General features: G+C 62.2%; 18 protein-coding genes and 1 pseudogene. 11 read left to right on the top strand and 8 right to left on the bottom strand.

Translation table 11 applies throughout. The features are described from left to right. Nucleotides 1–177, top strand: a pseudogene (locus BBJ66_RS34400) (sugar ABC transporter ATP-binding protein); the annotation flags it as partial. 51 nt (nucleotides 178–228) lie between these two features. On the opposite strand, the gene BBJ66_RS27095 reads toward BBJ66_RS34400, so the two are convergent. The 4 genes from BBJ66_RS27095 to BBJ66_RS27080 all read right to left on the bottom strand — a co-directional run bounded on the left by BBJ66_RS27095 (nucleotide 229) and on the right by BBJ66_RS27080 (nucleotide 5,855). Then, on the bottom strand, nucleotides 229–2,475 hold the full coding sequence (locus tag BBJ66_RS27095; RefSeq protein ID WP_071091196.1) for a glycoside hydrolase family 2 protein: 2,247 nt from the start codon (nucleotides 2,473–2,475) through the stop codon (nucleotides 229–231). Nucleotides 2,476–2,752: 277 nt separating this feature from the next. Further along, nucleotides 2,753–3,664, bottom strand: coding sequence for an SMP-30/gluconolactonase/LRE family protein (locus tag BBJ66_RS27090; protein ID WP_049734845.1), 912 nt, complete (start codon nucleotides 3,662–3,664; stop codon nucleotides 2,753–2,755). 93 nt (nucleotides 3,665–3,757) lie between these two features. Then, nucleotides 3,758–4,579 (bottom strand): SDR family oxidoreductase, encoded by an 822-nt coding sequence (locus BBJ66_RS27085; protein WP_049734844.1) that lies wholly within the window; start codon nucleotides 4,577–4,579, stop codon nucleotides 3,758–3,760. A gap of 88 nt (nucleotides 4,580–4,667) precedes the next feature. After that, complete coding sequence (locus tag BBJ66_RS27080) at nucleotides 4,668–5,855, bottom strand: phytanoyl-CoA dioxygenase family protein (protein WP_071091193.1); 1,188 nt, start codon at nucleotides 5,853–5,855, stop codon at nucleotides 4,668–4,670. Nucleotides 5,856–5,948: 93 nt separating this feature from the next. On the opposite strand from BBJ66_RS27080, the gene BBJ66_RS27075 reads away from it, so the two are divergent. Together BBJ66_RS27075 and BBJ66_RS27070 are read left to right on the top strand one after the other, a co-directional pair. Continuing rightward, nucleotides 5,949–6,974 carry a LacI family DNA-binding transcriptional regulator gene (locus BBJ66_RS27075; protein WP_071091190.1) on the top strand — a complete coding sequence of 342 codons (1,026 nt, stop codon included), beginning with the start codon at nucleotides 5,949–5,951 and terminating at the stop codon, nucleotides 6,972–6,974. Nucleotides 6,975–7,038: 64 nt separating this feature from the next. Then, nucleotides 7,039–8,256 carry an adenylate/guanylate cyclase domain-containing protein gene (locus tag BBJ66_RS27070; protein ID WP_049734841.1) on the top strand — a complete coding sequence of 406 codons (1,218 nt, stop codon included), beginning with the start codon at nucleotides 7,039–7,041 and terminating at the stop codon, nucleotides 8,254–8,256. 18 nt (nucleotides 8,257–8,274) lie between these two features. Here BBJ66_RS27070 and BBJ66_RS27065 read toward each other — a convergent pair whose 3' ends face one another. The 4 genes from BBJ66_RS27065 to BBJ66_RS27050 all read right to left on the bottom strand — a co-directional run bounded on the left by BBJ66_RS27065 (nucleotide 8,275) and on the right by BBJ66_RS27050 (nucleotide 11,597). Beyond that, nucleotides 8,275–9,054 (bottom strand): SDR family oxidoreductase, encoded by a 780-nt coding sequence (locus BBJ66_RS27065; RefSeq protein ID WP_049734840.1) that lies wholly within the window; start codon nucleotides 9,052–9,054, stop codon nucleotides 8,275–8,277. Between the two features lie 78 nt (nucleotides 9,055–9,132). Further along, nucleotides 9,133–9,528 (bottom strand): DoxX family protein, encoded by a 396-nt coding sequence (locus tag BBJ66_RS27060; protein ID WP_049734839.1) that lies wholly within the window; start codon nucleotides 9,526–9,528, stop codon nucleotides 9,133–9,135. A gap of 99 nt (nucleotides 9,529–9,627) precedes the next feature. Next, entirely contained in the window at nucleotides 9,628–10,776 is a 1,149-nt protein-coding gene (dgoD, locus tag BBJ66_RS27055; protein ID WP_071091187.1) for a galactonate dehydratase, read from the bottom strand. 65 nt (nucleotides 10,777–10,841) lie between these two features. Further along, on the bottom strand, nucleotides 10,842–11,597 hold the full coding sequence (locus BBJ66_RS27050; RefSeq protein WP_071091184.1) for a FadR/GntR family transcriptional regulator: 756 nt from the start codon (nucleotides 11,595–11,597) through the stop codon (nucleotides 10,842–10,844). Nucleotides 11,598–11,809: 212 nt separating this feature from the next. Here BBJ66_RS27050 and BBJ66_RS27045 point away from each other — a divergent pair, with 212 nt between their 5' ends. The 8 genes from BBJ66_RS27045 (at nucleotide 11,810) to BBJ66_RS27010 (ending at nucleotide 19,656) form a co-directional block, all read left to right on the top strand. Beyond that, nucleotides 11,810–12,793, top strand: a complete 984-nt coding sequence (locus BBJ66_RS27045; RefSeq protein WP_071091182.1) for an arabinose ABC transporter substrate-binding protein — start codon at nucleotides 11,810–11,812, stop codon at nucleotides 12,791–12,793. Between the two features lie 69 nt (nucleotides 12,794–12,862). Then, the gene (araG, locus tag BBJ66_RS27040; protein ID WP_071091178.1) at nucleotides 12,863–14,368 is read left to right on the top strand and encodes an L-arabinose ABC transporter ATP-binding protein AraG; all 1,506 of its coding nucleotides are present in this window, start codon (nucleotides 12,863–12,865) and stop codon (nucleotides 14,366–14,368) included. 17 nt (nucleotides 14,369–14,385) lie between these two features. Beyond that, nucleotides 14,386–15,336 carry an L-arabinose ABC transporter permease AraH gene (araH, locus tag BBJ66_RS27035; protein ID WP_071091175.1) on the top strand — a complete coding sequence of 317 codons (951 nt, stop codon included), beginning with the start codon at nucleotides 14,386–14,388 and terminating at the stop codon, nucleotides 15,334–15,336. After that, entirely contained in the window at nucleotides 15,333–16,223 is an 891-nt protein-coding gene (locus BBJ66_RS27030; RefSeq protein WP_071091172.1) for an aldose 1-epimerase, read from the top strand. Before araH ends, BBJ66_RS27030 begins: the two co-directional genes overlap by 4 nt. Then, entirely contained in the window at nucleotides 16,223–17,002 is a 780-nt protein-coding gene (locus BBJ66_RS27025; RefSeq protein ID WP_071091169.1) for an SDR family oxidoreductase, read from the top strand. The genes BBJ66_RS27030 and BBJ66_RS27025 overlap by 1 nt, the downstream gene beginning before the upstream one ends. 209 nt (nucleotides 17,003–17,211) lie before the next feature. Next, nucleotides 17,212–17,643, top strand: a complete 432-nt coding sequence (locus tag BBJ66_RS27020; RefSeq protein WP_049734831.1) for an OsmC family protein — start codon at nucleotides 17,212–17,214, stop codon at nucleotides 17,641–17,643. A gap of 214 nt (nucleotides 17,644–17,857) precedes the next feature. Continuing rightward, a complete protein-coding gene (locus BBJ66_RS27015) occupies nucleotides 17,858–18,466 on the top strand; it encodes a TetR family transcriptional regulator (RefSeq protein ID WP_049734830.1) in 609 nt (202 codons plus the stop codon). Nucleotides 18,467–18,516: 50 nt separating this feature from the next. Continuing rightward, nucleotides 18,517–19,656 (top strand): efflux RND transporter periplasmic adaptor subunit, encoded by a 1,140-nt coding sequence (locus tag BBJ66_RS27010; RefSeq protein WP_071091166.1) that lies wholly within the window; start codon nucleotides 18,517–18,519, stop codon nucleotides 19,654–19,656. Nucleotides 19,657–19,678: the final 22 nt, after the last annotated feature.

The raw sequence follows: 19,678 nt of genomic DNA, 5'->3' as shown, positions 1-19,678 counted from the left end.
GAGGTGGTCGAACCGGCCGGCTCCGACACCTTCGCCGTCACCAAGCTCGGCGGCAAATCCGTCGTCGCCCGCCTGCGCGCCGATGCCGGCATCGCCCCCGGACAGACCACACGCCTCGCCTTCAATCTCGACAAGGCTGTGTTCTTCGATCCCAATAGCCAGATGCGGATTGTGTGACGGCCATCGGAGCGCCGCGCGCCCGAGAAGGCGCGCGAGCTATGGGCTGAATCAGGCGGCCGCCGTCACGCTGAGGGTCACCGGAGGGAAACGCGAGGAGACCGCTTCGACGGTGATCTCGCCCACCAGCCCCGTTGCCTCCAGCCAGAAGCCGGCGGTGCCGCCCTGCAGCGGCACATTGGCCGGGCCGACGATCTTCGCGGGGCCATGCACCTTCAGCGAAATGCTGTCGTTCATGAAGGGCAGGCGTTGGCCGCACTGATCCAGCGCGCGGATGATGACGCGGGTGCTGTCGCGTTCGCGCGCCTTCAGCGTCGAGCTGTCGGCGACGATTTCCAGCGTCGTCGGCAAGGGATCGGCGGCAAACGTCAGGCTCGCCACCGGCTCGCCGGCGATATAGCCGGTCAAGGTGCCGTCGATCCATTCGAGACCCCAGGTGCCGAGCTCATCGGCAGTGAAGTGGCGATGGTCGAGCACGACGGGCGGATGCGGCAGATGTGGATAATTCTCGCGGTCCGGGCCGATGCGCTTGCTGAGCTCGCCGTATTGCAGTTCCACCTCGTCGCAATTGGTCAGGATGATCAGCGGCAGAACGCCGCCGATATTGCGCTCGCCGCGCGCCCAGAAGGTCGCCGGCTTCATGACGATCTCCTCGGACGGATCGCACTGGCTGATATAGGCATAGGCTGCGAATTTCGGCTCGCGGAACATGTCCATGACGCCGTGGTAGCAGATGCGGTCGCCGGAGCCGAAATCCTTGTGGGTGTTGTAATCGAACATGCACCAGCCGATGGCGCCCGAGATATCGGGGTCGCCATAGGCGGCGTTCAGCACCTCGAGGTGACGGCGCACATGCTCGGCCTGGCGCTGCTCCTGGTCGTAGATCTTCGTCGGGTGCATGTGGCCGTTGAACTCGGTGATGAGGTACGGCACCTTGCGGGACAGGCCGGTATTTTCCTGCTGACCGCGCAGCACCGTGCGCGGGCGGTTGGCGCCCGGCAATTCCTCATTGCCGAGGATGAAGTCGTTCATCGTGTAGACGTCCTCGAGCAACTCGCTCTCGGTGATATAACGCACACCGCCGGTCTGGCGGGTGCTGTCGAGTTCGCGGGCCAGACGATTGGTCTCGACGTAGAAATCATGACTATCCTGGGACTCGTTGATGCGCACGCCCCAGATGATGATCGAAGGATGGTTCCAGTCGCGCTCGATCATGCGGCGGACGTTTTCGATCGATTCCTTCTGCCAGTCGGCATCGCCGATATGCTGCCAGCCAGGGATTTCCTCGAAGACGAGCAGGCCAATGGCATCGCAGCGGTCGAGGAACCATTTCGACTGCGGATAATGCGAGGTGCGGACGATATTGCACTTCAGCACGCTCTTCATGATGTCGGCATCGCGCTCCTGGGCGGACCGGCCGGCGGCATAACCGACATAGGGGAAAGACTGGTGGCGGTTGAGGCCGCGCAATTTCAGCGGCCTGCCGTTCAGCAGGAAACCTTCCGGCGTGAATTCGGCGGTGCGGAAGCCGAAGCGGGTGGAGACGCGGTCGGAGCCGTGTTCGGTTCTGAGTTCGACGGTGACCTCGTAGAGCGTGGGGTCGGCGATGTCCCAGAGGGTAATGCCGGTGAGGCCGCCGAAGGAAAGCCTGGTGCGGTCGCCGATCGTCTCGGTTGCTGCGGTGGCGATCACCGCGCCGTCGGCCTGCTTCAGCGTGGCGGTGACGGTCGCCGAGAAGCTGCGGCCCTCGGGGTTGGCGATATCGACGCGGATGGCTGCCGATTTCTCCGGAGCGAGAACGTCGGTGGTTTCGATCTTGAGATTGCGGATCGAGACGGGGTCGGTGACCTTCAGCCAGACGTCGCGGTAGATGCCGGCATAGGTGAGATAATCGATGCGGCCGCCGAAGGGCGGGATGGCAGGGTTTTCGCTGCCGTCGATCTTGACGGTCACGAGGTTCTCGCCCTTGAGCAGCTTGCCGGTGAGGCGGGCCTCGAAGGGGGTGTAGCCGTCCTTATGGGCGATGATTTCTTCGCCGTTCAGATAGACGACGCTGTCGGCCATGGCGGCGTCGAAGACGAGCGAGACTTCACGGCCCTCGAATTCCGGCAGCCAGCGCAGCACCTTCTGATAGGTGAAGGCGCGCTGATAGCTGGTCTCGTCGAAATAGTTGAAGGGCAGTTCGACGGCAGTATGGGGCAGGCTGACCGACCTGGCGGCATCAAAGCTCTCGAGCAGACGCTGGCCAAAACCCTCGTGGAAACTCCAGCCTTCGTTGAAGGAAACGACGGACCGCATCTCAGGCTCTCCCAGTCATGGCATCGGGAGCGGTGCGGCGCCTTTCGGCGCGTGAAAATCGGGTCATCTTGTATTCCTCCTTGATGCAATAAGCTGCGGGCCGCTCAAACGCGTCATATCGAATTCGAACCATGCGACGCGCTTTAGCTTTTTTCATGCATGCCGTCATCCAGAACCGCTTCACAGCTTTTTCGGGTTAGATGTGTTGGAGCGATGCCGTTTCTCGCCGACGCTGGGATCGTCGGCTGTGTCTGTCGAGCGCGCGGCGCCATGTTCCTTACGGATACTGGGCGCCGTTGGTCTTCGTATAGATCGAATAGACCGAGCGCGTCGCGGTGATAAAGAGCCGGTTTTTCCTAGGGCCGCCGAAGGTGAGATTGGAGACCGTCTGCGGCACCCGGATCTTGCCGAGCAGCGTTCCATCCGGCGAGAAGCAATGAATGCCGTCGCCGGCACTCGTCCAGAGATTGCCGCTGACGTCGAAGCGGAAACCGTCGGGGTGGCCGGCATCGAGGCTGCAGAAATAGCGGCTGTTTGTAAGCTTCCTGCCGTCGACGACGTCGAAAACTCTTATATGGCAAGGCACTTCATGTTTTGCCGAGCCGGAATCGGCGATGTAGAGCTTCGTCTCGTCGGGCGAGAAGGCAAGGCCATTCGGTTGAATGAAATCCTCGACGACCGCCTCGATCTCGCCGCTTGCAGGATCGATCCGGTAGACGTTACGGGTCGACTGTTCGGGCTCGGCCTTGTGGCCTTCGTAATCCGAGAGGATGCCATAAGTCGGATCGGTGAACCAGATCCCGCCATCGGAATGCACGACGACGTCGTTCGGCGAATTCAGCCGTTTGCCTTTGTAGCTGTCGGCGAGAACGGTGAGGGTGCCGTCGATCTCGGTGCGGGTGACGCGGCGGCCGCCATGTTCGCAGGAGATCAGCCGGCCCTGCCGGTCGCGGGTATTGCCGTTGACGTAGTTGGAGGGCGAGCGGAAGATCGAGACCGTGCCATCCGGCGTCCAGCGCATCATGCGTTCGTTCGGGATATCGCTCCAGAGAAGGCAGTTCAGGTCGGAAAACCAGACCGGGCCTTCCGTCCAGCGGCAGCCGGAATAGAGTTCCTCGAGGGCGGCGCTGCCGATGACCAAGGCGCCGAAACGTTCATCGCGGATGTCGTAAAGCGGATTGTCGGCCACGCCATTTTCTCCCTGAATGCTGCCGTCCCTTCCTAGCTGCAAATCCTGGGAGGTGCCAGAGCCCGGCATGGGAAATGCCGGGCTCGCGACCGATCAGAGGGCTGCGACCGGATGCGGCGAGCCGTCGTAGGCCCCCCAGATCGACTGGTCGAAGCAGATGACCGAACCGGTCATCAGGCCGGATTCGGCCGATGACAAATAGGCGCAGGCGCGCGCCACTTCATGGGGATCGACCAGGCGGCCGAAGGGCTGGGCTGCCGCCGCCTTCTCCAGCCAGTCGGCGGGTGCATCGTGAAATTCGCGCTGAATGCGGTCCTCGCCTTCCGACGCCATCCAGCCGATATTGAGGCCATTGACGCGGATGCGGTTGCGCAAAAGCGCATAGGCGGTGTTTTTCGTCAGGGTTTCCAGCGCGCCCTTGGAGGCGCAATAGGCGGCGATGAAGGGTTGGCCGGCTTTGGCCGACATCGAGCCGATGTTGACGATCGTGCCCTCGGTCTTTTCGCGGCGCATGACCTTCACCGTCTCCTGCATCAGGAAAAACGGTGCGCGCACATTGACGGCGAACATGGCATCGAAGAGTTCAGGGCTGGTATCGAGGATGGTGCCGCGATCGGTGATGGCGGCGGCATTGACCAGCGCGTCGACCCGGCCGAAGGCCTCGTCGCAGGCATGGACGACATTCCTGGTGTCCTCGACCTTGCCGAGATCGGCCCTGGTGTAGACGACCTTCACGCCGGTCGCGGCCGAAATCTCCGCCGCCTTCGCCTTGCCCTTGGCTTCGTTACGCCCGCAGATGACGATGCCCTCCGCGCCGCGTTCGGCGAAGAGACGGGCGATGGTGGCGCCCAATCCTTGCGTGCCGCCGGTGACGATGGCGATCTTGCCGTCGAGACGGCCGTGGTCCGTGCTCATGTTGTTCCTCCTTGGTGATAATATGCGAATGGCCTCCCGCGGGTGCGGGAGGCTTTTATTTCAGTGCGGGTCGGCTCCTGATCCTTAGTCAGCTCAGCTTCTTCTGCGCCTGTTCTGCAAGTGCCGCCGCAAAGGCTTCGTCGCTCCAGCTTTCCTTCAACGCCTCGTGCATCAGCTGCGCCTGCGTCTTCGGCGCCAGGCCGCCAAGCGGGGGATCTCGATCGAGATTGGTCGGGAAGGAATAGCCTTCGGCGCAGGCGGCAACGGCATTGGCGATCTCGTCGGGCGACAGCCTGTCCTGCAATGTCTTCAGGGCGGGAAAGAGCCTAGCGCTCATTTTTTCGCGGTTGACCGTTTCCATCGCCCGGCCGAAGGCAGAGGAGACCTGCAACAGGTTGGCGACGCGCTTGATGTCGGCCGAGCGATTGGTGCCGGCGGCGTGGAAGAGGGCGGGATTGAAGAAGACGACGTCGCCTTTTTCGAGTGGCAGCTGGATGTGGTTGGTCTCGAAATAATCCCGGAATTCCTGGCGCTTGAGTGCGAGATAGCCCGGCACATAGGTCTGGCTGTGCGGCAGGAAGAGCGTCGGGCCGCTTTTGAGCGGCATGTCGCAATGGGCGACCGCACCCTGCAGCGTCAGCACTGGCGAAAGCCGGTGCACATGCACCGGAAACTGCTCGATCACCGCGGACGATTGGAAGCCGAGATGATAGTCGCGATGGGCCGATTGCGCCGCGCCGCCTGGATTGACGCGGTTGACCTGCGCCGTCATCTGGTAGCTTGGGCCGAGCCAGGCTTGGCTTGCGAGTGCGACGATGGCATTGCCGTAATATTCGGCAAAATTCGCTGGATCGGCGAGGCAATGTTTCTCCAGCGAATTCCAGATGCGGTCGTTGGCGCCGGGCTTGGCGAAGTGATCGCCGCCGCCGGTCGAGGTGCGGTGCTGCTCCTCGATGATCTGATCGAAGACCGCGCTGGCGCGGTCGATAATGCCGGGATCCTCGTAAGCATGCTTGAACACGGCGACGCCCGGACCGTCGCCGAAGGCCTCGCAGATCTCGGCCAGCACGGCGCGCCGGCCTTCCGGCGTCGCGGCTGCTGCCATCACCTTGCAGCTGTCGTAGATCAGCACGTTTTTTTCGACTGCAGACGCCGAGGGATAATCGGCAAGCGCGGTGGTCTTTTCCGCCAGGCGGCGAAAGTCGTCGAGATCGCAGCTGTCTTCGCTCAGCCAGACACGGTCGGCGCGCAGTTTTTGCGGATTGTCGGTCTTCATGATGGCTCCTCCTCTTTCGAATAGAGGCACTATACGCCGTGATCAGAGGTGATATAGATCAGGAATCCATCAAAAAGCCATCAAACGGATTCCATGGCCCATCTCTTCCTCGTCAAGGATATCGCTTTTCAAGCGGGCCTCAGCACCGCGACTGTCGACCGGGTGCTGAACGGCCGGCCGGGTGTGCGCCAGCAGACGGAAATGCGGGTGCAGGCGGCGATTGCCGAACTCGAAAAGCAGCAGGCCGGGGCGGTGGCGAGTGGGCGCATGCTGGCGATCGATATCGTCATGGAAACGCCTCAGCGTTTCAGCGATGCGGTGCGCGCCGCCTTCGAGGCCGAGATGGCGGCCTTCCTGCCCGGCGTCTTCCGGTGCCGGTTCCATTTCGCCGAGGTGATGAAGCCGGCCGAGATGGTGCAGCTTCTCGACCGTATCCGGCTGCGCGGTACACACGGCATCGTGCTGAAGGCACCTGATGTTGCCGAGGTGGCCGCCGCCGTCGCGCGGGCGGATGCGGCCGGCATTCCGGTGGTGACACTGGTGACCGACCTGCCGAATTCGGCGCGCATCGCCTATGCCGGCGCCGACAACCGGGCGGCGGGGGAGACCGCGGCCTATCTGATCGGCGAAGTGCTCGCGAGCGCTGGCGGCAAGGTGCTGGTGACGCTGTCGAGCGGGCGGTTTCGCGGCGAGGAGGAGCGCGAGATCGGCTTTCGCCGCATCATTCGCGCCCGTTATCCCGGGATCGGCATCACCGAAATCAGCGAGGGGCATGGCACCGATATGGCGACGGGAACACTTGCGGCGGCTGCCCTTGCCGCCGATCCCACCATCAATGCCGTCTATTCGATCGGTGGCGGCAACCGGGCGGTGCTGGCGGCCTTCGATGCGGCCGACCGCCCGGTCCACGTCTTCGTCGCTCATGATCTCGACGTCGACAACCGCGCCCTGCTTGCCGCCCGCCGGATCGGCTTCGTGCTGCACCATGATCTCAGGACCGATGCGCGTTCGGCCTTCAGGGCGATCATGGGCCGGGCGACGTCACCGGGTCGGGCGGTTCCGGCCTCGCTCTCGTCGGTCGAAATCGTCACGCCCTACAACATGCCCGTCTGCGATTGAGCCAATTGGCTTCCTTCGATGCCGAATTCGGACTACAGCTTGGGCGAGAGTGAAGGTGAGCGGCATGGATTATAGCGACGTCAGCACAATTGCAGCCTGGATCACGGAGCAGGGACTGAAGGGCGCCTCGGAAGCCGAGTTGATGACCGGTTTCTGCGCGGCCTGCCGCAATGCCGGGCTGCCGCTCGACCGCGGCCTGGCGCTGATGGATACGCTGCACCCGGTGCATGAGGGCCGCGCCTTCCGCTGGGACAGCGAGGAGGAGATCGAGACCGAGTTCGAATATGGCTCGACGAGCTCCGGGGAGGCCGCGGCGAACTGGCAGCGCTCGGCCTTTTATTATCTCTGGGCCAACAATGAACGGGAGATACGCCGGCGCCTCGGCTTTGGCGATCCGATCGATTTCAGCCTGCTCGATACGATCGCTGAGGCCGGCCATACGGATTTCATCGCGATGGTCCATCGTTTCAGCGAGGCCGGCACGATCGGCGAAATGGATTGTTTCTTCTCGCATTTCGCGACCAAACATCCCGAGGGTTTTTCCGATCACGACCTCGCCATCCTGCGCAAGCTGGTGCCGGTGCTGGGGCTGGCGATCAAGTGCATCGGGCTCGGGCGCATCGCCCGCACCATCGCCGAAGTCTATCTCGGCGAGGACGCGGCGCGTCAGGTCATGGAGGGCAAGATCAGTCGCGGCAAATCGGAGCGGATTTCCGCCGCACTCTGGTTTTCGGATCTGTTGAACTACACAAAGATCTCCGACAGCGTACCGCCGGAGGAGATCATCCCGTTGCTCAACGACTATAGCGAGGCGGTGATCACGGCGATCCACGAATCCGGCGGCAATGTGCTGAAGCTGATCGGCGACGGCGTGCTGGCGATCTTCAAGGGCGAGGTGCCGGCAGAGACCTGTCGTGCGGCGCTCCACGCCGAAGCGCTTCTGCGGGAAAAGCTCGCCAACCTCAATGCCGAACGCAAAGCCGACGACCGGCCAACGACCGATGTCTATATCGGCCTGCATATCGGAGACGTCTTTTACGGCAATATCGGCAGTCAGGACCGGCTGGACTTCACGGTCATCGGCCCTGCCGTCAACGAGGTCAGCCGCATCGCTTCGATGTGCCGATCAGTGGATCTCAACCTGTTGATCTCCTCCGATTTCGCCACAGCGATACCGGAGGAACAGCGCGCGGCACTTGCCTGTGTTGGACGTTATGCGTTGCGCGGCGTGAAGCGCGCGCAGGAACTCTATACGCTCGATAACGCCCGGCTGAGCGCCTGATCGTCGCAGGACGCAGGCCTATCGCAGCAGCCCCTGGCCGCCGTCGATCCAGATCGGCGTCCCGGTGATGTGTCGAGCCCGGTCGGAGGCGAGGAAGAGAATGGTTTCGGCGACATCTTCGCTCTTGCCCGCTCTGCCGCCGGCGATCGGGATATCCCCTTGCGGCCAGATGACCGGAACCTCGGTGTCGTCGCGATGCCGGCTATTCGTGTTGGCGCCGATATTGGTCTCGATCTCGCCGGGGCAGACGGCATTGACGCGGATGCCGTGCCGGCCAAGTTCGAGGGCGAGCTGCTGAACCATGGCGACCTGGCCGGCCTTGGTTGCGGTATAGGCGGTGGCGCCCGGCGTCGTGAATGTCCGGGTGCCGTTGATCGAGGAGACGACGACGATCGAGCCGCCATTTCTTTTCAGGTAGGGGACCGTCAGATGCAAGGTCAGATAGGTGCCGCGCAGATTGACCGCGATGGTCTTGTCCCATTCATCCGGCTTCAGATCGTCGATCGGCGCCCAGACGCCATTGATGCCGGCATTGGCGACGACGATGTCGAGGCCGTGGAACATATCGGTCAGCTGCTCCACGGCGCGCCGCATCTGCGCCTCGTCGCTGGTGTCGGCGATCAACGCGATCGATTCGCCGCCCGCCGCCTTGATCTCGGCGCAGGTCTTTTCGACCTCGTCGGCGGTGCGGCTCAAGACGGCGACCCTTGCTCCGTCGGCGGCAAGCCTCAGCGCTGCCGCCTTGCCGATGCCGGAACCGGCACCCGTCACCAACGCGATCCTTCCCTTCAGCTCCATGGTCGGGCTCTCCTTGCCGTTTGCCGGTAAGCCAATGTTCGGCATGGCTGTTGGTTCCGGCGGAGGGTGTCTCGGGGGCTATCTGAGGAGGCTGTGTCTCAACGCCCATTTCTCCGGCCCATGGACGGCGGCAAAGAGCAGGCCGGCAAGGAAGGTGAAGTGATCGACGAAGAAGCCGAACTCGGCCTGGTTCTGCTGCCAATGGGATGGGCCGTGGAAGGCAAAGGCAAGAAAGATCACATAGATGCCCGCCAGCAGGCTGGCCTCGGTGAAGAAGGCGCCTGTGATGAAGGCGAGCGCCAGGGCAATCTCGAAGAAGGCCGCGACCCAGGCAAGCAATGTCGCCATGGGAAAACCGGCGGCGGTGATATAGCCCGCCGTCGCGCCGATATCGGCGAATTTGAAGCCGGCGGCCATGAAGAAGATGAAACTGAAAATGATGCGCGCGACAATGATTGCGATTGCTCTGGCCATCTGAAATCTCCCGGTTGAATTTCCATTATGACGGATGAGACGCGCGATATCCGACACGACGAATGAAAAAGGGCCGCTTGCGCGACCCTATCATTTCTCTCACCACTCGGCGAAGCTGCCGTCGGCATGGCGCCAGATCGGGTTGCGCCAGCGATGGCCCTCTTTGGCGCGCTCGATGACATAGGCCTCGTCGACCTCGACGCCGAGACCCGGCCCTTGCGGGATCGACACGAAACCATCGGCATAGTGGAACACCTCCTTGTTGGAGATGTAGTCGAGAATGTCGTTGCCTTTGTTGTAGTGGATGCCGAGGCTCTGTTCCTGAATGAAGGCGTTGTAGCTGACGGCATCGACCTGCAGGCAGGCGGCAAGCGCGATCGGGCCGAGCGGGCAATGGGGCGCCAGCGCCACGTCGTAGGCTTCGGCCATGGCCGCGATCTTGCGGCATTCGGTGATGCCGCCGGCATGGGAAAGATCCGGCTGGATGATATCGACATAGCCGTCCGACAGCACCTGCTTGAAGTCCCAGCGCGAAAAGAGCCGCTCGCCGAGTGCGATCGGCGTCGAGGTGTGGTTGACGATATCGCGCAGCGCTTCCTTGTTTTCGGAGAGCACCGGCTCCTCGATGAACATCAGCTTGTAGGGCTCGAGTTCCTTGGCGAGAACTTTCGCCATCGGCTTGTGGACGCGGCCGTGGAAATCGACGCCGATGCCGATATGCGGGCCGATCGCCTCGCGGATGGCGGCGATGGTCTCGACCGCCCTTTCCACCTTCTCATTGGTGTCGACGATCTGCATTTCCTCGCAGCCGTTGAGCTTGATTGCCTTGAAGCCGCGGGCGACCACCTCCCTGGCATTGTTGGCGACATCGGCGGGACGGTCGCCGCCGATCCAGGAATAGACCTTGATGCGGTCGCGCAGCTGGCCGCCGAGCAGGGAATGGATCGGCTGGCCGAGGGCCTTGCCCTTGATGTCCCACAGCGCCTGGTCGATGCCCGAGATCGCGCTCATATGGGCAGCACCGCCGCGGTAGAAGCCGCCGCGATACATCACGGTCCAGTGGTCCTCGATCAGGAAGGGGTCCTTGCCGATCAGATAGTCTTCCAATTCGTGGACGGCGGCCTCGACGGTGAGCGCGCGGCCTTCGACGACCGGTTCGCCCCAGCCGACAATGCCCTCATCGGTCTCGATCTTCAAAAACAGCCAGCGCGGCGGAACGATATAGGTGGTGAGTTTGGTGATCTTCATTGGGGTTCTTCAGTCTCTCTTCGGATTTTTGACCGGCGGCCTGGCCGTGGATTGCTCATGATCCATCATTTGGTTCTGCCGATCGCCTTTTCAGCAGCGGCAAGGTCGCGCACCGCAAGATCGAGCATGCGGTTGGCGCAGTCGCGGGCGCCAGCCTTGTCGCGCATGCGCAGGGCCTCGACCAGCTGGCCGTGAACAAGCACCGCATCCTCGCGACTTTCGACGCCGATGTTGGAGGCATGCAGCGCATATTTCAGCGCCGCGTGAATGGCGCTCGACAGGCGGCGGAAGACCTGGTTGTGGCTGGCGGTGAGCAGCACCCCATGGAACATGACATCGGCATCGGTGAAGCTTTCCGGGTCGCCGGCACTGTCGCGCATCTGCCGCCAGGCCTTGTCGAGATCGGCGATCTCCTGGGCGCTGGCGCGCTCGGCGGCATATTCGGCCGCTGCCGGCTCGATGGTGCGGCGGGCTTCGAGAATGCAGCCGAGCAGGTCGAAGTCCTTGATATAAGGACCTATCCAATCGAGCACGTCGGCATCCAGAATATTCCAGTCGTCTCTGTCGCAGACGGTGGTTCCGATGCGCGGCTTGCCGCGGACGAGACCCTTGGATTCCAGCACTTTCAACGATTCGCGGATGACGGTGCGGCTGACGCCGTAGAGTTCGCAGAGATCGTTTTCGCGGGGCAGCGGCGAGCCCGAGGGATAACGCTCCGCACAGATATCCTGAGCGATCGCCGCTGTGACGTTGCGGCGTACACGCGGGCGGCGCTCGATGCCGGGGCTTTCGGCCCCGCCCTGTCGCTCGTTTGTTTCCAACTTACCTCTCCGCTCTATCTCTGGCGCCAGGCAATCGAACCTCATTATCCGAATTCGATCCGCTTTGCGACGCTTCCTCCGGCCCGCTTCTCGATTATCGTAATATTGCAATCATCATACATTGGCAATTGACTGGTATGATGATTTATCTTAATTCATAGACGCTGCCCGGGAGGCGGCTGCATGATTTTTTGGGATTTTGGGAGAGAGACATGCGCTTGTTCAAAGCAGCCATCCTGGCTGGCACTTTCGCCATCCTGACAGCCGGCTCGGCATTTTCCGCAGACGTCAAGATCGGGTTCATCGTCAAGCAGCCCGAAGAGCCGTGGTTTCAGGACGAATGGAAATTCGCCGACCAGGCGGCGAAAGAAAAAGGCTTCACCGTCGTCAAGATCGGCGCCGAAGACGGCGAGAAGGTCCAGTCGGCAATCGACAATCTCGGCGCCCAAGGCGCGCAGGGCTTCATCATCTGCACGCCCGACGTCAAGCTCGGCCCCGGCATCGTCGCCAAGGCCGAAGCCAACCAGCTGAAGCTGATGACGGTCGACGACCGTCTGGTCAGCGCCGACGGCAAACCGCTGGAAGAGGTGCCGCATATGGGCATCTCGGCCACCAAGATCGGCGAGACCGTCGGCCAGGCGATCGTCGACGAAATCAAGACGCGCGGCTGGGACATGAAGAATGTCGGCGCGATCCGGGTCTCCTACGATCAGCTGCCCACCGCCGTCGACCGCGTCGAAGGCGCCATCGCGGTGCTGAAGTCCGCCGGCTTCCCGGCGGAAAACATCTATGACGCGCCGCAGGCAAAGACCGATACGGAAGCGGCTCTCAATGCCGCAACCACCGTTCTCAACAAACATGCCGACGTCAAATACTGGGTTGCCTTCGGCCTCAACGACGAAGCCGTTCTCGGCGCTGTCCGAGCTTCGGAATCTGTGGGTATTCCGGCGGCCAACGTTATCGGCGTCGGCATCGGCGGCGCGGAATCGGCGATCAACGAGTTCAAGAAGCCGGCCGCGACCGGCTTCTTCGGCACGGTCATCATCTCGCCGAAGCGCCACGGCTACGAGACGGCGCTGAACATGTACGACTGGATCGCCAACGACAAGGCGCCGGAAAAGCTGACGCTGACCTCCGGTTCGCTGGCGCTGCGCGGCGATTATGACAAGGTCCGCAAGGATCTCGGCATCGAGTGATCGTCCTCTCGGGATGACCTTATACCCGGCGGCTTCTAGCTGCCGCCGGGTTCTCTCGGCGGAGCGGCGATGGCTTTCCTCGAATTCAACAATATCTCCAAGGGGTATCCCGGCGTGCAGGCGCTGGCGGCGGTTTCTTTCTCCGTCGAGAAGGGCGCCGTGCATGGCCTGATGGGTGAGAACGGCGCCGGCAAATCGACGCTGATCCGCGTGCTGTCAGGCGATCAGGCGGCCGATAGCGGCCGCATCCTGATCGACGGCGAGGAACAGAAATACGGATCCGTGCGTGACGCCTTTCATGCCGGCATCGTCGTCATCCATCAGGAACTGCAACTCGTGCCGGAGTTGACGGTCGCCGAAAATCTCTGGCTTGGGCGCTTTCCGGCCAAGGGCGGCGTCATCCATTCGACGAGGCTGATCGAGACGGTGCGGGCGAAGCTCGAGGGCATCGGCATCGATGTCGATCCTTCGGCCAAAGTCGCCTCGCTTTCGATCGGCGCGCGGCAGATGGTCGAGATCGCCAAGGCCGTCATGCTCGACGCACGGGTCATCGCGCTTGACGAGCCGACCTCGTCACTCTCCTCGCGCGAGAGCGAAATCCTGTTTTCCCTCATCGACAGGCTGAAGGCGAAGGGAACGGTCATTCTCTACGTCTCGCATCGTCTCGACGAGATTTTTCGGCTTTGCGACAGCCTGACGGTGCTGCGCGACGGCAAGCTCGCCGCCCACCATCCAGACATCGCCGGGACGACGCGCGAACAGATCATCTCGGAAATGGTCGGGCGCGAGATCAGCAATGTCTGGGGATGGCGCGCACGTCCGCTCGGCGGCATCAGGCTGGAGGTCAACGGCCTGTCGGGAACGAAGCTGCGCAATCCGATCGGCTTCTCCGTCCGCCAGGGCGAGATCCTCGGCTTCTTCGGTCTGATCGGCGCCGGCCGCAGCGAGATGGCGCGGCTGCTCTACGGCGCCGATACCAGGCATCAGGGCAAGGTCGCCATCGACGGCGTTGTCGTCTCGCCGAACAATCCGAAGGCTGCGATCAATGCCGGCATGGTGCTTTGCCCCGAGGACCGCAAGTTCGACGGCATCGTCCAGGGCCGATCGATCGAAGAGAATATCGCGATTTCGTCGCGCCGGCATTTCTCGCCTTTCGGCATTCTGAGCCCGAAAAAGGAGGCAGCGCTGGCCGATCGGTTCATTGCCCGGCTTCGGGTGCGAACCCCGTCGCGCAAGCAGGACATCATCAATCTCTCCGGCGGCAACCAGCAGAAGGTCATTCTCGGCCGCTGGCTCTCCGAGCAGGGCATCAAGGTGCTGGTCATCGACGAGCCGACGCGCGGCATCGATGTCGGGGCGAAATCGGAAATCTACGAGATCCTCTATGAGCTGGCGGCCAACGGCATGGCGATCGTGGTGATATCAAGCGAATTGCCCGAAGTGATGGGCATCTGCGATCGCATCATGGTGATGTGCCAGGGCAGGGTGGCGGCCAATGTCGCCCGCCGGGATTTCGACGAGCGCGCCATCCTGACGGCAGCACTCCCCGACAAGAATGCTGCAGGCATCATTTAGGACCAGGAATACGGATAATGAATTCGTTGAAAAAGATTCTTCTCGGCGAGCAGGGGCTGGTGGTGATTTTCGCTGCCGCCTTCGTGATCGTCTCGCTGTTCGTTCCGAACTTCCTGACCGAGCGAAACATGCTGGGGCTGCTGCAATCGGTGGTGACGATCGGCATCGTCGCCTGCACGATGATGTTCTGCCTGGCGTCGCGCGATTTCGATCTTTCTGTCGGGTCGATCGTCGCCTTTTCCGGCATGATCGCCGTGATGGTCTCGAACGCCACGGGCTCCATTCCGCTCGGCTTGCTGGCCGCCCTGCTGTGCGGCGCCGTCGTCGGCTTCGTCAACGGCATCGTCATCGCCCGGTTCCGCATCAATGCGCTGATCACCACGCTTGCGACCATGCAGATCGTGCGCGGACTGGCGCTGATCGCCTCGGATGGCCGTGCGGTCGGCATCAACGATCCGGTTTTCTATCAACTGGCCCTGTCGCGCTTCCTGACCGTGCCGACGCCGATCTGGATCATGCTGATGCTTTTCCTCCTCTTCGGTTTCGTGCTCAACCGCACCGTCTTCGGCAAGAACACGCTGGCGATCGGCGGCAATCCCGAGGCCTCGCGGCTTGCCGGCGTCAACGTCGTCAACATGCGCATCTGGATCTTTGCGCTGCAGGGCCTCGTCTGCGGCATTGCCGGCATCCTGCTGGCCTCGCGCATCACCTCCGGCCAGCCGAATGCGGCGACGGGACTTGAGCTTTCGGTCATTTCGGCCTGCGTTCTCGGCGGCGTTTCGCTGGCCGGCGGACGGGCGGCAATGAGCGGCGTCATCGTCGGCGTGCTGATCATGGGCATTGCCGAAAACGTTATGAATCTGCTGAATATCCAGGCATTCTATCAGTATGTCGTGCGCGGGCTGATCCTGCTGATCGCCGTGCTGCTCGACAATTTGAGATCTTCGGCCGCGGGACGACGTGGATGAACCAAGAACGAGCCGTAGGCGACATCGAACTGAGGCACGGCGAGCTCGCCGTCCGGGTCAGCGCCCGGGGCGCCGCGGTCACCGCCGCGATGTTTCGAGGCATGCCCTTTCTCGTTGCGGCCGGCGGGCCTGACGGCGCGATGGCGAATTTTGCGATGGTGCCGTTCGGCAATCGCGTCGAAGGCAACGCCATGTCCTTTGCCGGACGCGACTATGCCTTCCAGCCGAATACCGCAGATCCGCTCTATCGGCACGGCGACGGCTGGCTCGGCCTCTGGCAGCTTGAAGACTCCAGTTCAGAGCATGCGCGGTTTTCCTTTTCCCGTAGCGCTGACAGGGTTTCACCCTATGCCTATCTGACCCGGCAGGAGATCCGTCTCGCCGGCGATGCGCTGGTGCTGACGCTGTCCGTCGAAAACCGCGGCGCGGCGGCGCTTCCCTTCGGGCTCGGGCAACACCCTTTCTTCGTACGGACGCCAGAGACGAGACTGACGATTGCGGCCAATCGCTATTGGAGCGAGCGGCCGGACCATCTGCCCGACATGGCCGGTCCTGTGCCCGGCTATTTCGATTTCAGATCGGAAAAGCTGCTGCCGCAGAGATGGATGAACAATGCCTTCGAGGGGTGGAACGGCCGGGCGGCCATCGCCTGGCCGGAGCTTGGAATTCAGGCGGTGCTGGAGGCCGACGGCGCGCTTGATCGCTTCATGCTCTATATGCCGGTCGACCGGAACGACTTCTTCTGCCTTGAGCCGATGAGCCACCTGCCGAACGGCCACCACCTGCCGGAGTTCGGCGGCCTCATACCGCTTGCGCCGGGTGAGGTTCTTTCCGGCAAGGTGACGATCGATCTGTCGGCGTTGCCGGTTCAACCGGAGGATAGATGATGAGCAATCGCCTGCAGGGCAAGAACATCCTGATAACGGGCGCTGCGCAGGGTATCGGCCTTGCAATCGCGAAGGCGTTCATCAGTGAGAATGCGGCCGTCTATCTCGTTGACCGCGATGCGGCGCTGCTGGCGCGGGCAGCGGGGGAACTGGCGAGCACCGGCGGCCGGGTCGGTTATCTGCCGGCCGATATAACCGATGCCGGAACGATCAGGCGGGCGGTTGCTGAGGCGAATGAGGAGATCGGTCCGCTGAACGCGCTCGTCAACAATGCCGGGGTCAACGTCTTCGCTGAACCGCTCGCCACGACGGATGAAGAGTGGAGCCGCTGCTTCGACATCAACCTCAAGGGTGCATGGAACTGCTGCAAGGCGGTGCTGCCGGGCCTGATCGAACAGGGCGGCGGCGTCATCCTCAACATCGCCTCCACGCACGCCTTCACCATCATTCCGCATACCTTTCCTTATCCGCTGGCAAAACATGCGCTGCTCGGCATGACGAAATCCCTGGGCCTGGAGTACGCGGCCCGCAATATCCGGGTCAATGCTCTGGCGCCGGGCTATGTCTCGACCCAGAAGGTGATCGACTACTGGAACGGCTTTCCCGATCCCGAGGCGGCCAAGGCCGAGACGATGCGGCTGCATCCCGGCGGGCGGATCGCAACGCCTGAGGAGATCGCCATGGCGGCGGTCTTCATGATTTCCGACGAATGCCCTTTCATGAACGCCACCTGCCTGACGGTCGACGGCGGTCTCAGCGTGCTGCAGCATCCCGCCTGAAAACGCTTCGATTCCCACCGATTTTTACAGGCCTGTCGTCTTCTCGGGATAGAGCATTATATTGTCCATCGGGAAGGCTCTCAGATCTCCCGCAGGCATGGAGCGGCACCCTGCCGCTGCTGGAAATAGTTGGGCATGATGTCGTCCGAAAACCGTTGACACTTTTCGGCATCATTGCTCTGAAACCACAATCGAAACAGGAGGACGGCATGCAGATCAATCGCACGGCTTCGGCTCATTGGACCGGTGGCCTCAAAGACGGCAAAGGCCTGATCTCGACGCAGAGCGGCGCCCTGACGGACTATCCCTACGGCTTTGCCAGCCGCTTCGAAGGCATTCCCGGCACCAACCCGGAAGAGCTGATCGGCGCCGCCCATGCCGGCTGCTTCACCATGGCGCTGTCCTTGATCCTCGGTGAAGCCGGCTTTACCGCCGAGCATATGGAAACCTCCGCCAAGGTGACGCTCGAAAGCGTCGAGGGCGGCTTTGCCATCACCGCTATCCATCTTTCGCTCGCCGGCCGTATTCCCGGCGCCGACGAGGCAACCTTCACCGAACTCGCCAACAAGGCGAAGGCCGGCTGCCCGATTTCCAAGGCGCTTGCCGCCGTTCCCATCACCCTCGACGTCAAGCTCGGCTGACCTCCTGCTGCCGCCGATGATGTGCCGCGTGTTTCCAAGCCGCGGCACTTTCAATTTTACCGGGTGTTCATCATCTCTCTCTAAACCCTGGCTGTCCATCGGTGCGGTCGGTTGACGACGCCCGTTGTCCCGTTCGAGTATTGACAAATGACGCCTGATATTTTACGACTGACGAAATTCAAAATTCGTCAGTCGTAATTCGGGCATCGAAACCATGGACGACATCGCGGAAAATACACTCGACGTCACCCGGCAGGAGAATGTCACCCGCATTCTCGATGCCGCCGAGCGGCTGTTTCGCCACTATGGCTACAGCAAGACGACGGTGGCCGATATTGCCCGCGATCTCGGCATGTCGCCGGCCAATATTTATCGCTTCTTCGCCTCCAAGGTGGAGATCCACCAGGCGCTCTGCGGGCGCATGCTCGCCACCGCCTATCAAATCGCCTACGACATCCGCCATCAGCCGGTCAGCGCCAGCGAGCGACTGCGCCGCTATGTCCAGACCCAGCATCAGTTGACGCTGGATCTGATGCTTGACGAGATGAAGGTGCACGAGATGATCATCGTCGCGATCGAGCGCGACTGGCATGTCATCGAGAAACATATCGACCGCGTCCACGATCTCATTGCCGAAATCATCGCCGAAGGCATTGCGGCCGGAGAATTCGCCGAGCAGGACCCGGTCGTGGCCTCGCGCTGCTTCGGCGCAGCGACGATCAATCTCTGCCATCCGCAAATGGTGGCGCAATGTCTTGCCAAAACGAACCGCGCGAGCGTCGACGAACTGATCGACTACGTGATCAGGGCGTTGAAGAAATAATGGACGGCAGCCGCCGTCGAGACCCCCGAAACGATCCAGGAGTGCGGAAGATGTTTTCGCTCAAGACCCTCAGCCATTGCATGCCGTCCGTCGCCCGCCTCGTATTTGTCGGCGCCATCGGCATCGGTGTTTCCGCCTGCTCGGAAGAAAAAGCTGAGGTCAAGGAGGTTATCCGGCCGGTGAAGGTCGTCGAGATCGCCAAGGCCGGCGACACCCGCAAGCTCGATTATTCGGGCTCGGTCAAGGCGCGCACGGAAATGAATCTCGGGTTTCGCGTCGCCGGCAAGATCACCGAGCGCCTCGTCGACATCGGCGACCGGGTGACGCCGGGCGACGTTCTCGCCCGCGTCGACGCCACCGATTACCAACTGGCGGTCAAAACGGCGGAAGCCAATCTTGCCGCGGCCGAAAGAAGCGTCGAAACCGCCGATCTTGCCAATCGACGCGCCGAGCAGCTCTTCGACAAGAGTGTCGCCCCGAAGTCGCAGGTCGAGCAGGCGGCGCTGAGCCACGACCAGGCGATTTCACAGCGCGATGCCGCCCTGTCGGCACTCGATCAGGCGAAGAACCAGGTGAGCTATACCGAACTCAAGGCCGGCCAGAACGGTATCGTCACATCAATCAATGCCGATACCGGTCAAGTTGTCGGTTCCGGTGCCGCCGTCGTCACCGTTGCCGTCGACGGCGAGAAGGAAGTGCAGATCGCGGTTCCGGAAAACGATATCGCTGAATTCAAGCCGGGCAAAACCGTCAAGACAAGCTTCTGGGCCGATAGTAAACTGCTGCTCGACGGCAAGGTGCGGGAGGTTTCCGGCAGCGCCGACCAGCAGTCGCGCACCTTCGCAGTGCGGGTCAGCCTGCCGAACGATCCGCGCGTGTTGCTCGGCATGACGGCGACGATCGAGGCTGATGTCAGCAACGCCGCCAGCTACGTTTCGATCCCGCTCAGTGCGCTTGCTGAAAAGGACGGCAAGCAGATGGTCTGGACCGTCGATCGCGACACCGCGACCGTGCATGGCCGGGACATCAAGGTTGCCGATTTCACCGGCGACGGCGTGCATGTGACCGAGGGCCTCGATACCGGCGATCTGGTCGTTGCGGCCGGCACGCAGTTCATGAGCGAAAATCTGAAGGTGAAGGTGCCCAACCAGCAGTCGGCGCTCGCCGATACAGACCAGACCGTCCGCTGATTGCGTCGCAAAAGGGAAGAAA

It is taken from the genome of Rhizobium sp. RSm-3, assembly GCF_001854685.1.
GTDB classification, from domain to species: Bacteria; Pseudomonadota; Alphaproteobacteria; order Rhizobiales; family Rhizobiaceae; genus Rhizobium; species Rhizobium ecuadorense.
The sequence above is the reverse complement of the archived record's forward strand: the minus strand, read 5'-3'. Positions and strand labels throughout refer to the sequence as shown.

Coding starts and splice junctions, on each gene's coding strand:
- BBJ66_RS27095 (WP_071091196.1), bottom strand. CDS start 2,475: ATGCGGTCCGTCGTTTCCTTCAACGAAGGCTGGAGTTTCCACGAGGGT.
- BBJ66_RS27085 (WP_049734844.1), bottom strand. CDS start 4,579: ATGAGCACGGACCACGGCCGTCTCGACGGCAAGATCGCCATCGTCACC.
- BBJ66_RS27080 (WP_071091193.1), bottom strand. CDS start 5,855: ATGAAGACCGACAATCCGCAAAAACTGCGCGCCGACCGTGTCTGGCTG.
- BBJ66_RS27075 (WP_071091190.1), top strand. CDS start 5,949: ATGGCCCATCTCTTCCTCGTCAAGGATATCGCTTTTCAAGCGGGCCTC.
- BBJ66_RS27070 (WP_049734841.1), top strand. CDS start 7,039: ATGGATTATAGCGACGTCAGCACAATTGCAGCCTGGATCACGGAGCAG.
- BBJ66_RS27065 (WP_049734840.1), bottom strand. CDS start 9,054: ATGGAGCTGAAGGGAAGGATCGCGTTGGTGACGGGTGCCGGTTCCGGC.
- BBJ66_RS27060 (WP_049734839.1), bottom strand. CDS start 9,528: ATGGCCAGAGCAATCGCAATCATTGTCGCGCGCATCATTTTCAGTTTC.
- dgoD (WP_071091187.1), bottom strand. CDS start 10,776: ATGAAGATCACCAAACTCACCACCTATATCGTTCCGCCGCGCTGGCTG.
- BBJ66_RS27045 (WP_071091182.1), top strand. CDS start 11,810: ATGCGCTTGTTCAAAGCAGCCATCCTGGCTGGCACTTTCGCCATCCTG.
- araG (WP_071091178.1), top strand. CDS start 12,863: ATGGCTTTCCTCGAATTCAACAATATCTCCAAGGGGTATCCCGGCGTG.
- araH (WP_071091175.1), top strand. CDS start 14,386: ATGAATTCGTTGAAAAAGATTCTTCTCGGCGAGCAGGGGCTGGTGGTG.
- BBJ66_RS27030 (WP_071091172.1), top strand. CDS start 15,333: ATGAACCAAGAACGAGCCGTAGGCGACATCGAACTGAGGCACGGCGAG.
- BBJ66_RS27025 (WP_071091169.1), top strand. CDS start 16,223: ATGAGCAATCGCCTGCAGGGCAAGAACATCCTGATAACGGGCGCTGCG.
- BBJ66_RS27020 (WP_049734831.1), top strand. CDS start 17,212: ATGCAGATCAATCGCACGGCTTCGGCTCATTGGACCGGTGGCCTCAAA.
- BBJ66_RS27015 (WP_049734830.1), top strand. CDS start 17,858: ATGGACGACATCGCGGAAAATACACTCGACGTCACCCGGCAGGAGAAT.
- BBJ66_RS27010 (WP_071091166.1), top strand. CDS start 18,517: ATGTTTTCGCTCAAGACCCTCAGCCATTGCATGCCGTCCGTCGCCCGC.